Source organism: Streptomyces sp. NPDC002057, from assembly GCF_040296665.1.
In the GTDB taxonomy this organism is placed as follows: domain Bacteria; phylum Actinomycetota; class Actinomycetes; order Streptomycetales; family Streptomycetaceae; genus Streptomyces.
In genome coordinates, this window is the sequence record NZ_JBEOXR010000081.1 from 1 (window position 1) to 12,761 (window position 12,761).

General features: G+C 71.0%; 12 protein-coding genes and 1 pseudogene. 11 read left to right on the top strand and 2 right to left on the bottom strand.

From position 1 onward, the window contains the following. Positions 1-226 (top strand): annotated as a pseudogene (locus ABT129_RS35960) (hypothetical protein); the annotation flags it as partial. A 59-nt stretch (positions 227-285) separates the two neighbouring features. Here the strand turns inward: ABT129_RS35960 and ABT129_RS35965 are convergent. Next, entirely contained in the window at positions 286-735 is a 450-nt protein-coding gene (locus ABT129_RS35965; RefSeq protein ID WP_351910108.1) for a murein hydrolase activator EnvC family protein, read from the bottom strand. 256 nt (positions 736-991) lie between these two features. Here ABT129_RS35965 and rpsB point away from each other — a divergent pair, with 256 nt between their 5' ends. From rpsB to ABT129_RS36015, 10 genes are all read left to right on the top strand, one after another. After that, the gene (gene rpsB, locus ABT129_RS35970; protein ID WP_351910110.1) at positions 992-1,915 is read left to right on the top strand and encodes a 30S ribosomal protein S2; all 924 of its coding nucleotides are present in this window, start codon (positions 992-994) and stop codon (positions 1,913-1,915) included. Between the two features lie 102 nt (positions 1,916-2,017). After that, the gene (gene tsf / locus ABT129_RS35975) at positions 2,018-2,854 is read left to right on the top strand and encodes a translation elongation factor Ts (RefSeq protein WP_351910112.1); all 837 of its coding nucleotides are present in this window, start codon (positions 2,018-2,020) and stop codon (positions 2,852-2,854) included. Positions 2,855-3,017: 163 nt separating this feature from the next. Beyond that, positions 3,018-3,782, top strand: a complete 765-nt coding sequence (gene pyrH / locus ABT129_RS35980) for a UMP kinase (protein WP_266969689.1) — start codon at positions 3,018-3,020, stop codon at positions 3,780-3,782. A 94-nt stretch (positions 3,783-3,876) separates the two neighbouring features. After that, positions 3,877-4,434, top strand: a complete 558-nt coding sequence (frr, locus tag ABT129_RS35985; protein ID WP_309052902.1) for a ribosome recycling factor — start codon at positions 3,877-3,879, stop codon at positions 4,432-4,434. Then, positions 4,434-5,537 (top strand): phosphatidate cytidylyltransferase, encoded by a 1,104-nt coding sequence (locus ABT129_RS35990; RefSeq protein ID WP_351910115.1) that lies wholly within the window; start codon positions 4,434-4,436, stop codon positions 5,535-5,537. Before frr ends, ABT129_RS35990 begins: the two co-directional genes overlap by 1 nt. 81 nt (positions 5,538-5,618) lie before the next feature. Then, a complete protein-coding gene (rlmN, locus tag ABT129_RS35995) occupies positions 5,619-6,725 on the top strand; it encodes a dual-specificity RNA methyltransferase RlmN (protein ID WP_351910117.1) in 1,107 nt (368 codons plus the stop codon). 236 nt (positions 6,726-6,961) lie between these two features. Then, entirely contained in the window at positions 6,962-8,041 is a 1,080-nt protein-coding gene (locus ABT129_RS36000) for a thiamine ABC transporter substrate-binding protein (RefSeq protein WP_351910155.1), read from the top strand. Positions 8,042-8,079: 38 nt separating this feature from the next. Then, positions 8,080-9,693, top strand: a complete 1,614-nt coding sequence (locus ABT129_RS36005; protein WP_351910157.1) for an ABC transporter permease — start codon at positions 8,080-8,082, stop codon at positions 9,691-9,693. Then, positions 9,693-10,721, top strand: a complete 1,029-nt coding sequence (locus tag ABT129_RS36010; RefSeq protein WP_351910119.1) for an ABC transporter ATP-binding protein — start codon at positions 9,693-9,695, stop codon at positions 10,719-10,721. The genes ABT129_RS36005 and ABT129_RS36010 overlap by 1 nt, the downstream gene beginning before the upstream one ends. Before the next feature lie 158 nt (positions 10,722-10,879). Then, on the top strand, positions 10,880-11,527 hold the full coding sequence (locus ABT129_RS36015; protein ID WP_351910121.1) for a dihydrofolate reductase family protein: 648 nt from the start codon (positions 10,880-10,882) through the stop codon (positions 11,525-11,527). Here the strand turns inward: ABT129_RS36015 and ABT129_RS36020 are convergent. Then, entirely contained in the window at positions 11,499-12,728 is a 1,230-nt protein-coding gene (locus ABT129_RS36020; RefSeq protein WP_351910123.1) for an LOG family protein, read from the bottom strand. The two genes, ABT129_RS36015 and ABT129_RS36020, sit on opposite strands and share 29 nt — an antisense overlap. Between the last annotated feature and the right edge of the window lie 33 nt (positions 12,729-12,761).

A 12,761-nucleotide genomic window follows, 5' to 3' on the forward strand; every position in this document is an offset into this window, starting at 1 on the left:
GCTCGAACCCGCGTGGCTCGCCCACCAGGAGCGCGGGCTCCTGGCCACCCTCCGGGTCCGCCTCGACAACGGGTTCGTCCTCCGCGACATGCCCGCGTCAGTTCCGCTCCTCCCGCTCTGTCGTGGTCTCCCCTTCCGTGGTGCCGTGGTGCCGTGCCCCCGCTCCACCGTGCCGGCAAGACCCCGACGGTGGTGCCTGCGTCACCCGACCGTCGTGCCGGCGTGACCCCGACTGCCGTGCCGACGTGACCCCTCCGTAGTGCCGACGTGGTGGGGTCGTGTCTGTCAGTCGACGAGCGGTAGGAGGCGTGACGGGGGTCGGTTCGTGAGGAGGAGGGGGTTCAGGTAGTGGTCGCCTCTGAGGAGGCCCCAGTGGAGGCAGGTCTCCCGGCAGTGGGTGCCGGGGGTGACCCGGGCCAGGGGGGTGCCCGGTGCGACCTGGGTGCCCTTCTTCACCAGGGGGGTCACCGGGGTGAAGGTGGTGCGGAGCGGGGGAGTGCCCGTGCCGGGGAGGGTGAGGGTGAGGACGCCGTGGCCGCCGACCGGGCCCGCGAAGGTGACGGTGCCGGCGGTGGGGGCGAGGACCGGGGTGCCCGGTGGGGCGGCCAGGTCGACGCCGCGGTGGCCGGGGGCGTACGGACCCGGTGGTGGGTGCCAGCCGCGGAGGATCTCGGGGGGCGGTGGGCCCACCGGCCACAGCAGGCCGAGGGCGAGGATCACTGTCGTGAAGTGCATGGATCGAGACTGCCCGGGAGGGTCCGGTTCGTGGGGGGTGGGGACGGTATCTGTGGAGTACTCGCGGGTTGTGGACAGCGCCGTCACCCGCCGCTCCCGGGGTCCCGTACACTTTCTATGGCGACCCGGGTCACCGGGTCGACTTCGCACGCCCCGCCACTGCCCTCACCGGTCGTGGCAGCGCCTTTCGGTCCCTCGTGGGCATGGCGCGCCGGGGCGTCAGGAACACAACCGAGAAACCCAAGGAGATACGGCCATGGCCGTCGTCACGATGCGGGAGCTGCTGGAGAGCGGCGTCCACTTCGGTCACCAGACCCGTCGCTGGAACCCGAAGATGAAGCGCTTCATCTTCACCGAGCGCAACGGCATCTACATCATCGACCTGCTCCAGTCGCTGTCGTACATCGACCGCGCCTACGAGTTCGTCAAGGAGACCGTCGCGCACGGCGGCTCCATCATGTTCGTCGGTACGAAGAAGCAGGCCCAGGAGGCCATCGCCGAGCAGGCGACGCGTGTCGGCATGCCGTACGTCAACCAGCGTTGGCTCGGTGGCATGCTCACCAACTTCTCCACCGTCTACAAGCGTCTGCAGCGCCTCAAGGAGCTCGAGCAGATCGACTTCGAGGATGTGGCCGCGTCCGGCCTCACCAAGAAGGAGCTCCTGGTCCTCTCGCGTGAGAAGGCCAAGCTGGAGAAGACCCTTGGCGGTATCCGCGAGATGTCCAAGGTGCCCAGCGCCGTCTGGATCGTGGACACCAAGAAGGAGCACATCGCCGTCGGCGAGGCTCGCAAGCTCAAGATCCCGGTCGTCGCGATCCTCGACACCAACTGCGACCCCGACGAGGTCGACTACAAGATCCCGGGCAACGACGACGCGATCCGCTCCGTCACCCTGCTCACCCGCGTGATCGCCGACGCCGTCGCCGAGGGCCTCATCGCCCGTTCCGGCGCCGCGACCGGCGACTCGAAGCCGGGCGAGAAGGCCGCCGGCGAGCCCCTCGCCGAGTGGGAGCGCGACCTGCTCGAGGGTGAGAAGAAGGCCGACGACGCCGAGGTCCAGACCTCCGCCGAGACCGAGAAGGTCGCGGACGCCGAGGCTGCCGACACCGCCGAGGTCGTCGCCGAGGCCGAGGCCGAGGTCGTCGCCGAGGCTCCGGCCGCGGACGCCGAGCAGGCCTGACCCTTCAGGACCTTCGGGTGACGACGGCGGGGGCCCACAAGGCCCCCGCCGTCCACCCGTGGACCCGCCCGATCTTTCAGACTTCGAGAGAGAAACAGACTCATGGCGAACTACACCGCCGCTGACGTCAAGAAGCTCCGCGAGCTCACCGGCGCCGGCATGATGGACTGCAAGAAGGCCCTCGACGAGGCCGACGGCAACGTCGACAAGGCCGTCGAGGCCCTGCGCATCAAGGGCCAGAAGGGCGTCGCCAAGCGCGAGGGCCGCTCCGCCGAGAACGGCGCCGTGGTCTCCCTCATCGCCGACGACAACACCTCCGGCACGCTCGTCGAGCTGAAGTGCGAGACGGACTTCGTCGCCAAGGGTGACAAGTTCCAGGCCGTCGCCGACAAGCTCGCCGCGCACGTCGCCGCCACCTCCCCGGCCGACCTGGAGGCGCTGCTCGCCTCCGAGATCGAGGCCGGCAAGACCGTGCAGGCGTTCGTCGACGAGGCCAACGCCAACCTCGGCGAGAAGATCGTCCTGGACCGCTTCGCGCAGTACGCCGACGGCTTCGTCTACGCGTACATGCACCGCACGATGCCGGACCTCCCGCCGCAGATCGGTGTCCTCGTCGAGTTCGACAAGGCCGACGCCGCCGTCGCCAAGGGTGTCGCCCAGCACATCGCCGCGTTCGCGCCGAAGTACCTCACCCGTGAGGACGTCCCGGCCGAGGTCGTCGAGACCGAGCGTCGCGTCGCCGAGGAGACCACCCGCGCCGAGGGCAAGCCCGAGGCCGCGCTCCCGAAGATCGTCGAGGGTCGCGTGAACGGCTTCTTCAAGGACGCGACGCTGCTCGGTCAGCCGTACGCCCTTGACAACAAGAAGTCCGTCCAGCAGATCCTGGACGAGGCCGGTGTCACCCTGAAGCGCTTCACCCGCATCAAGGTCGGCATCTGAGTCCGTACGCGAACGCGACGGACACCGGACCCCGGTAGGGTCTGAGGCAGTCGTCCGCGCACGCGCAGGACGACCGCAGATCTGACGAGGAGGCCATTGCCGTACGGGAAACCGCGAGGACCCAAGGCAATGGCCTCCTTCGTATGTGCACGAGGAGATCTCCATGAACCAGGGCGCCGTACAGGGCGACGACAACAACGGCAAGCAGGCCGGCCGCTACATGCTGAAGCTGTCCGGAGAAGCCTTCTCCGGCGGTACCGGCCTGGGGGTCGACCCGAATGTCGTGCACGCCATCGCGCGTGAGATCGCAGCCGTCGTCCGCGACGGGGCGGAGATCGCGGTGGTGATCGGCGGCGGCAACTTCTTCCGTGGCGCCGAACTCCAGCAGCGCGGCATGGACCGGGCCCGCTCCGACTACATGGGCATGCTCGGCACCGTGATGAACTGCCTCGCGCTCCAGGACTTCCTGGAGAAGGAGGGCATCGACTCGCGCGTCCAGACCGCCATCACGATGGGCCAGGTCGCCGAGCCGTACATCCCGCTGCGCGCCGTCCGCCACCTGGAGAAGGGCCGCGTGGTCATCTTCGGTGCGGGCATGGGCATGCCGTACTTCTCCACGGACACCACCGCCGCCCAGCGTGCCCTGGAGATCGACGCCGAGGCCCTGCTGATGGGCAAGAACGGTGTGGACGGCGTCTACGACTCCGACCCGAAGGCCAACCCCGACGCGGTCAAGTTCGACGCGCTGGAGTACGGCGAGGTGCTCTCCCGCGACCTCAAGGTCGCCGACGCCACCGCCATCACCCTGTGCCGGGACAACAACCTCCCGATCCTCGTCTTCGAACTGCTCACCGAGGGCAATATCGCTCGCGCGGTGAAGGGTGAGAAGATCGGCACGCTCGTGAGCGACCAGGGCACCCGGGCCTGACCCGAACCGGGGAACGGCCCCGCGAGGGGCTGGACAGAGCCCTGCCGGTCGTACACCGTGCAGGACACAACGCGACGACACGCAGGAGCATGTGGTGATCGAAGAGACTCTCCTCGAGGCCGAGGAGAAGATGGAGAAGGCCGTCGTGGTCGCCAAGGAGGACTTCGCCGCGATTCGCACCGGCCGTGCGCACCCGGCGATGTTCAACAAGATCGTGGCGGACTACTACGGTGCCATCACCCCCATCAACCAGCTGGCGTCCTTCTCCGTTCCGGAGCCTCGGATGGCCGTGGTGACCCCGTTCGACAAGAGCGCGCTGCGCAACATCGAGCAGGCGATCCGTGACTCGGACCTCGGCGTCAACCCGAGCAACGACGGCAACATCATCCGGGTGGTGTTCCCCGAGCTGACGGAGGAGCGTCGCCGGGAGTACATCAAGGTCGCCAAGGGCAAGGCCGAGGACTCGAAGATCTCGATCCGCGCGGTGCGCCGCAAGGCCAAGGAGACCATCGACAAGCTCGTCAAGGACGGCGAGGTCGGCGAGGACGAGGGCCGCCGCGCCGAGAAGGAGCTCGACGACACCACCGCGAAGTACGTCGCGCAGGTGGACGAGCTGCTCAAGCACAAGGAAGCCGAGCTGCTCGAGGTCTGATGAACGACTCTTCCTGGGGGGCCCCGGCCGGCACAGGCCGTGGGGGACCCGACCAGGGGCCCGCCCCGGCGGGTCCCGCATACGATCGGCATCAGGCGGCGCAGACTCGGCCCATGCCCATCGTGCCCGACGTTCCCACCGGCGGATTCCAGGACGGTCACGGCCGGGGGGCCGCTCACCCGAGCGGTCCCCTGTTCCGTGACGAGACGCCGCACGAGCACCCGCAGGAGCCCATGCCCAGCCCCACCCCGCCTCCGCCGCCCGCGCCACCGGCGCCACGGCAGAAGAAGACCGCGGGGCGTGACCTGGGCGCGGCCATAGGGGTCGGGGTCGGGCTCGGCGCCGTCATCTTCGCCTCGCTCTTCATCTGGGAGCCGGCGTTCATCGGGGTGATAGCGGTCGCCGTGGTGGTCGGGCTCTGGGAGCTGACCTCGCGTCTCCAGGAGCGCAAGGGAATCAAGGCGCCGCTGGTCCCGCTCGCGGTCGGCGGCGCGGCGATGGTCGTCGCCGGTTACGTCCGGGGTCCCGAGGGCGCCTGGGTGGCGATGGCGCTCACGGCGCTGGCCGTCCTCGTCTGGCGGATGACGGAGCCTCCCGAGGGCTATCTGAAGGACGTCACGGCGGGTGTGTTCGCCGCGTTCTACGTGCCGTTCCTGGCGACGTTCGTGGCGCTGCTGCTCGCCGCGGACGACGGCCCGCAGCGGGTGCTGACCTTCCTGATCCTGACGGTGGTCAGCGACACCGGGGCGTACGCGGTCGGCTGGCGCTTCGGCAAGCACAAGCTGGCCCCGCGGATCAGTCCCGGCAAGACCCGTGAGGGTCTGGTCGGCGCGGTGACGTTCGCGATGGCGGCGGGCGTGCTGTGCATGGAGTTCATGATCGACGAGGGTGCCTGGTGGCAGGGCCTGATCCTCGGTCTCGCGGTGGCGGCGAGCGCGACGCTCGGTGACCTCGGCGAGTCGATGATCAAGCGTGACCTGGGCATCAAGGACATGGGCACGCTGCTGCCCGGTCACGGCGGCATCATGGACCGCCTGGACTCCCTGCTGCCGACGGCGCCGGTGGTGTGGCTGCTGCTCGCGCTGTTCGTAGGGTCCACCTGACCTGCGGTTTCCTTGATGAAGGGCTCGTCGTCCCCAGGGGCGGCGGGCCCTTCGTCGTATCTCTGCGACACTGGTACCACCATGCCCAAGCCCGGAGAACTCACTTTCGTCGCCCCCCGCGGAGCCAAGAAGCCGCCGCGGCACCTGGCCGACCTCACGCCCGCCGAGCGGAAGGAAGCCGTCGCCGCGATCGGCGAGAAGCCCTTCCGTGCCAAGCAACTGTCCACGCACTACTTCGCGCGGTACGCGCACGATCCCGCGGAGTGGACGGACATCCCGGCCGCCGCGCGGGAGAAGCTGGCGGGGGAGCTGCTGCCCGATCTGATGTCCGTGGTGCGGCACATCTCGTGCGACGACGACACCACCCGTAAGACCCTGTGGCGCCTGCACGACGGCACGCTCGTCGAGTCGGTGCTCATGCGTTACCCGGACCGGGTGACCATGTGCATCTCCTCGCAGGCCGGCTGCGGGATGAACTGCCCGTTCTGTGCGACGGGGCAGGCCGGGCTCGACCGGAACCTGTCGACCGCCGAGATCGTGCACCAGATCGTGGACGGGATGCGGTCGCTGCGGGACGGGGAGGTGCCCGGGGGACCGGCGCGCCTGTCCAACATCGTGTTCATGGGCATGGGGGAGCCGCTCGCGAACTACAAGCGGGTCGTCGGTGCGATCCGTCGGCTCACGGACCCGGAGCCGGACGGTCTGGGGCTGTCCCAGCGCGGGATCACCGTCTCCACCGTCGGGCTGGTGCCCGCGATGCTGCGTTTCGCCGACGAGGGCTTCAAGTGCCGGCTCGCGGTCTCGCTGCACGCCCCGGACGACGAGCTGCGGGACACGCTGGTGCCGGTGAACACGCGCTGGAAGGTGCGTGAGGTGCTGGACGCGGCCTGGGAGTACGCGGAGAAGTCGGGGCGCCGGATCTCCATCGAGTACGCGCTGATCCGGGACATCAACGACCAGGCGTGGCGGGGTGACCTGCTGGGCCGGCTGCTCAAGAGCCGTCGGGTGCACGTCAACCTGATCCCGCTGAACCCGACGCCCGGTTCGAAGTGGACGGCGTCGCGTCCGGAGGACGAGAAGGCCTTCGTGGAGGCCATCGCGCGGCACGGTGTGCCGGTGACCGTGCGGGACACCCGAGGTCAGGAGATCGACGGTGCCTGTGGACAGCTGGCCGCCAGCGAACGCTGAGCTTGTACCCTGAGCTCGAACACATCTCCATATTCCGACAGGGGAGCGCCACAGCGCTGAGAGTGCGGTGTCCGTCAGACCGCAGACCCTCTGAACCTCGCCCAGGTCATTCTGGGTAGGAAGTTCGGTCGTAACTCAAGCTGTTGCGCCCTGCCCGCGTCCGGTCCGCCGGTCGTGGGCAGGGCCGCGTCTCTTCCTGGTCATACCCAGGAGGAATCTCAGTGAGCACCAAGAAGATGGCCGCCGCCGCGCTCGTCGCGGCGCTGGGCGTCACCACCCTCGCCGCCTGCGGCGCGGAGGACGTCCGCGACGCCGCGGGCAAGTCCGGCGCGCCCGCGCCGAAGACCGTGACGCTCGTGAGCCACGACTCCTTCAACGCCTCCAAGGAGGTGCTGGCGGAGTTCACGAAGCAGACCGGTTTCACCGTCAAGGTCCTGAAGGCCGGCGACGCCGGTGAGGCCGTCAACAAGGAGATCCTGACCAAGGGCTCCCCGCAGGGCGATGTCTTCTTCGGCGTCGACAACACCCTGCTCTCCCGCGCCCTCGACAACGGGATCTTCGTCCCGTACGGGGCGAAGGGGCTGGACCGGGTCCCGGCGGAGTACCACCTGGACAAGGAGCACCGGGTCACGCCGATCGACTCCGGTGACATCTGCGTCAACTACGACAAGAAGTACTTCGCGGACAAGAAGCTGGCGCCGCCGGTGACCTTCGACGACCTCGCGAAGCCGGCGTACAAGGACCTGCTGGTGGTGGAGAACCCGGAGCGGTCCTCCCCGGGGCTCGGTTTCCTGCTCGGCACGGCCGCGAAGTACGGCGACGACGGCTGGCAGGCGTACTGGTCCAAGCTCAAGGCGAACGGTGTGAAGACCGTCGACAGCTGGGAGCTCGCCTACAACCAGGAGTTCTCGGGTTCGGCCGGTGGCAGGCAGGCCAAGGGCGACCGTCCGCTCGTCGTGTCGTACGCCTCCAGCCCGCCGGTCGAGGTGCTGTACGGCGAGCCGCAGCCGAAGGTGGCGCCCACCGGGGTGTCCACCGGCACGTGCTTCCGGCAGACCGAGTTCGCGGGTCTGCTGAACGGGGCGAAGAACCCCGAGGGCGGCAAGGCGCTGATCGACTTCCTGATCTCGAAGAAGTTCCAGGAGGACATGCCGCTCCAGATGTTCGTCAACCCGGTGGCGAAGGACGCGGTGCTGCCGGAGCTGTTCACGAAGCACGGTGTGGTCGTGGAGAAGCCGGAGACCATGGCGCCCGAGAAGATCGCCGAGAAGCGTGACGCGTGGATCCAGCAGTGGTCGTCGCTCGTCCTGAAGTAGGGCGCGACCTGCGGGGGGACGCGGCGCGGCTGGGGCTGATGGCCCTGCCCGTCGCGTTCTTCGGCGTGTTCTTCGCCTGGCCCGTGGTGTCGATCGTCGACCGGGGGCTGCGGCCCGACGGGAGCTGGCGGTTCGGCCGGATCGGCGAGACGCTGAGCCGCCCGGAGATCCTGGACGTGCTCGGTTTCACGGCGTGGCAGGCGCTCGCGTCGACCGCGCTGACCCTGCTGGTCGCGCTGCCCGGGGCGTACGTCTTCGCGCGCTTCGACTTTCCGGGCAAGGGTGTCCTGCGGGCCGTGGTGACGGTCCCGTTCGTGCTGCCGACGGTGCTGGTCGGTACGGCGTTCCTGGCGGTCGTGGGCCGGGGCGGGCTGACGGACGAGCTGTGGGGGCTGCGGCTCGACACCACGGTGTGGGCGATCCTGCTGGCCCATGTCTTCTTCAACTACGCGGTCGTCGTCCGGACCGTCGGCGGACTGTGGGCGCAGCTCGACCCGCGCCAGGAGGAGGCGGCGCGGGTCCTCGGCGCGTCGCGCTGGCGGGCGTGGCGGACGGTGACGCTGCCCGCGCTGGTCCCGGCGGTGTCGGCGGCGGCCCTGATGGTCTTCCTCTTCACCTTCACCTCGTTCGGCGTCGTGCAGATCCTCGGGGGGAACGCGTACTCCACGCTGGAGGCGGAGATCTACCGGCAGACCGCGCGGCTGCTCGACCTGTCGACGGCCGCGGTCCTGACCCTGGTGCAGTTCGTGGCGGTCGGCGCGATCCTCGCGGTGCACGCGTGGACGGTCCGGAGGCGGGAGACGGCGCTGCGGCTCGTCCCGCCGGAGCTGACCGCGCGGCGCCCGCGCGGCGCCGGGCAGTGGGCGCTGCTCGGTGGCGTCCTCGTCTCGGTGGCGCTGCTGATCCTGCTGCCGCTCGGGGTGCTCGTGGAGCGTTCCTTCGCCGGGCCGGACGGCTACGGCCTGGGCTACTACCGCGCGCTCGGTTCGCTCGACGAGTCCGGCACGTTCCTGGTGCCGCCGCTGGAGGCGATCGGGAACTCGCTGCGGTACGCGGTGGCCGCCACCGGTATCGCGGTGCTGATCGGCGGGCTCGCGGCGGCGGCGCTCACCCGGCGGGCGGGGCGGCTCGTGCGGGGCTTCGACGCGCTGATCATGCTGCCGCTCGGGGTGTCAGCGGTGACCGTGGGCTTCGGTTTCCTCATCACGCTCGACGAGCCGCCGTTCGACCTGCGGGCCAGCTGGATCCTCGTACCGCTCGCACAGGCGCTGGTCGGCGTCCCCTTCGTCGTACGGACGATGCTTCCGGTGCTGCGCGCGGTGGACGAGCGGCTGCGGGAGGCGGCGGGGGTGCTGGGCGCGTCGCCGTGGCGGGCGTGGCGGGAGGTGGACCTGCCGATGGTGCGGCGGGCGCTGCTCATCGCCGCCGGGTTCGCGTTCGCGGTCTCGCTGGGCGAGTTCGGCGCGACCGTCTTCATCGCCCGGCCCGACAGCCCGACGCTGCCGGTGGCGGTGTCCCGGCTGCTCGGCCGGCCGGGCGAACTCAACTACGGGCAGGCGATGGCCCTGTCGACGATCCTCATGGTGGTGTGCGCGGTGTCCCTGCTCCTGCTCGAACGGCTCCGGACCGACCGGACCTCGGGGGAGTTCTGATGCTGAGACTCGACGGGGCGACCGTACGGTTCGGGGACCGGGCGGTGCTCGACGCGGTGGACCTGGAGGTCGCCGACCACGAGATCGTGTGTGTGCTCGGGCCGAGCGGCAGCGGCAAGTCGACGCTGCTGCGGGCCGTCGCCGGGCTCCAGGCCCTCGACGGGGGCCGGGTGCTGCTCGGCGGGGCCGATCAGCGCGGGGTGCCGGTGCACCGGCGCGGGGTCGGCCTGATGTTCCAGGACCATCAGCTGTTCCCGCAGCGGGACGTCGGCGGGAACGTCGCCTTCGGGCTGCGGATGCGGGGGGCGGGGAAGGCGGAGCAGGCCGAGCGGGTGGGGGAGCTGCTCGACCTCGTCGGTCTGCCGGGGGCCGGGCGGCGGTCCGTCGGCGCGCTCTCCGGCGGCGAGCAGCAGCGGGTGGCGCTGGCCCGTGCCCTGGCGCCGCGGCCCCGGCTGCTCATGCTGGACGAACCCCTCGGGCAGCTCGACCGGGGGCTGCGGGAGCGGCTCGTCGTGGAGCTGCGGCAGCTGTTCGGGCGGCTGGGGACGACGGTTCTGGCGGTGACCCACGACCAGGGGGAGGCGTTCGCGCTCGCCGACCGGGTGGTGGTCATGCGGGACGGGCGGATCGCCCAGTCGGGTGCGCCCGTCGAGGTGTGGTCGCGGCCGGCCTCGGAGTTCGTGGCCCGCTTCCTCGGTTTCGACAACGTGGTGGCGGCGCGGGTGACCGGGGTCGTCGCGGACACGGTGTGGGGGAAGGTCCCGGTGCCGGAGGGTTCGCCGCAGGGCGAGCGGCGGCTGCTCGTCCGGCCGGGCGGGGTGCGGCTGGTGGGCGTGGAGGAGGCGCCGGCCTGGACGGTGGAGTCCCGGACGTTCCGGGGCAGCCATGTGGCCGTAAGGCTCCGCCCGGTGGACGGGCCGTCGCTGGAGGCCGAACTTCCGCTGCGGGAGGTGCCGGAGGTGGGCGCCGAGGTGGGGGTGGAGTTCCGGGCGGAGGACGTGGTGGTGCTGGGCGACGGCGCCCCCTAGACGGCACCCCCTGGGCGGCGCCCCGTGGATGGCACCCCGTGGGCGACGCCGGTGGACGACACCCCGCGGGGGTGCGATGAGTTTTCCGGTGCGGTGGAGTCTCCTTGGTGTGCGGCGGTGCTCCGTCGTCACGTCGTCGATCGCGCGGGAGGACCACCGTGGGCCAGCTGCTCAGAGTCCAGAACTTCATGGTGTCGTCGGACGGGTTCGGGACCGGTGAGGGCCAGAGTCTGGAGCGTCCGTTCGGTCACGCGGACCCGGGGGAGCTGTTCGCCTGGGCGGGTGCGACGGCGCACTGGCCCACGCGCACCGACCCCGGGGGCAGTCGCGGTCTCGACGACTACCTCACGCGGGACTTCGCGCGGAACATCGGGGCCGAGATCATGGGCCGCAACAAGTTCGGGCCCCAGCGCGGGCCCTGGCAGGACGAGGAGTGGCAGGGCTGGTGGGGGGACGAGCCGCCGTTCCACACCCCGGTGTTCGTCCTGACCCACCACCCGCGTCCCTCGTTCACCCTCTCCGACACCACGTTCCACTTCGTGGACGCCGACCCGGCGACCGTCCTCGCGCAGGCGCGGGAGGCGGCCCGGGGCAAGGACGTCCGCCTCGGCGGCGGGGCCACCACGATCAGGGAGTTCCTCGACGCCGACCTCGTCGACACCCTGCACGTCGCGGTCTCTCCGGTGAAGCTGGGAGCGGGGGTACGGCTCTGGGACTCGCCCGACGAGCTGCTCGACCGCTACCACCGTGACGTCGTGCCCAGCCCGGGCGGCACGGTCACGCACCACCTGTACTGGCGGAAGTGACCCGCGGACCCGGCCTCTCCGGCCCCCGGCCGGCCGGGGGCGGAGGGACCGGCCGGCTCTTCGACAGCCGCGCCAGCGCCTCCGGGGCCTCGTCGACCGAGTCGACCAGGGCGATCAGGCCCGCCATCGGCCGCCCGGCGGCCAGTCTCTCCAGGAGGGGCCAGGCGGGGAGGCGTTCGGTCCAGTGGGCGCGGTCGACCAGGACCATCGGGGTCGGCGCGCCCCGGGAGCCGTAGTGGTTCGGGGTCGCGTTGTCGAAGACCTCCTGGACGGTCCCCGCCGCTCCGGGCAGGAAGACGACACCCGCCGTGCAGCGGGCGAGGAGGCCGTCCTCCCTGGTCGCGTTGGCGAAGTACTTGGCGATGTGGCCGGCGAAGGCGTTCGGCGGCTCGTGGCCGTAGAACCAGGTGGGGATCCCGACCGAGTCACCGCCGCCGGACAGGCGGGCCCGTACGCGGAAGGCCGCGCGGGCCCACTCCGTCACCGAGGGCGTGAACGACGGCACCTCGGCGAGCCGGCCGAGCGCCTCGGTCAGGGCCTCGTCGGGCAGCGGAGCCACGTACGCGCCGAGGTTCGCGGCCTCCATCGCCCCGGGGCCGCCGCCGGTCGCCACGGTGAGCCCGGCGCGTGCCAGGGTCCGGCCGAGCCGGGCCGCGCCCGCGTACGCCTCGGTGCCCCGGTCCATCGCGTGGCCGCCCATCACACCGACGACCCCGGTGCCGTCGAGGAGTTCGTCGAGCGCGTCCGAGACGGCGTCGTCGTGGACGGAGCGGAGCATCGAGGCGAAGATGTCGCCGTCGGCCCTCGTCCGGCCGAACCACGCGTACGCGCGCGCGTCCGGTGTCCCCTCGTACCCGGTCCCGTCGGCCGCGCCGATCCCGGCGAAGAGTTCCTCGGGGGAGTAGAGCGTCGCCCGGTACGGGTCGAAGGGCAGGTCGGGCACGGGCGGGAAGACGAGCGCCCCGGCGGCGCGGACCTTCGCCGAGGCCTCCGGCCCCATGCGGCAGCCGAGGAAGACGGCGTCGGTGGTGACCGCGGTGAGCAGGGCGAAGGTCCGGTCGGTGAGGTCGACCGACTGGACCCGGTGACCGGCGAGCGAGCCGGGCCGGGCGACCGCGGCGTCGAACTCGTCGAGCGTGTGGATCTCCCGCCCGTGATCGCGCGGTCCGGAGGGCCGGTGTGCCGGGGGAAGCATCGCCATGCGCCCACGATAGGGGCGGCGGACGCCCGGTGC

Excerpts from the sequence above, each read along its gene's own strand:
- ABT129_RS36010 (WP_351910119.1), top strand. The coding sequence starts at position 9,693 with ATGCTGAGACTCGACGGGGCGACCGTACGGTTCGGGGACCGGGCGGTG.
- rlmN (WP_351910117.1), top strand. The coding sequence starts at position 5,619 with ATGCCCAAGCCCGGAGAACTCACTTTCGTCGCCCCCCGCGGAGCCAAG.
- rpsB (WP_351910110.1), top strand. The coding sequence starts at position 992 with ATGGCCGTCGTCACGATGCGGGAGCTGCTGGAGAGCGGCGTCCACTTC.
- ABT129_RS36005 (WP_351910157.1), top strand. The coding sequence starts at position 8,080 with ATGGCCCTGCCCGTCGCGTTCTTCGGCGTGTTCTTCGCCTGGCCCGTG.
- pyrH (WP_266969689.1), top strand. The coding sequence starts at position 3,018 with ATGAACCAGGGCGCCGTACAGGGCGACGACAACAACGGCAAGCAGGCC.
- tsf (WP_351910112.1), top strand. The coding sequence starts at position 2,018 with ATGGCGAACTACACCGCCGCTGACGTCAAGAAGCTCCGCGAGCTCACC.
- ABT129_RS35965 (WP_351910108.1), bottom strand. The coding sequence starts at position 735 with ATGCACTTCACGACAGTGATCCTCGCCCTCGGCCTGCTGTGGCCGGTG.
- ABT129_RS36020 (WP_351910123.1), bottom strand. The coding sequence starts at position 12,728 with ATGGCGATGCTTCCCCCGGCACACCGGCCCTCCGGACCGCGCGATCAC.
- ABT129_RS36000 (WP_351910155.1), top strand. The coding sequence starts at position 6,962 with ATGGCCGCCGCCGCGCTCGTCGCGGCGCTGGGCGTCACCACCCTCGCC.
- ABT129_RS35990 (WP_351910115.1), top strand. The coding sequence starts at position 4,434 with ATGAACGACTCTTCCTGGGGGGCCCCGGCCGGCACAGGCCGTGGGGGA.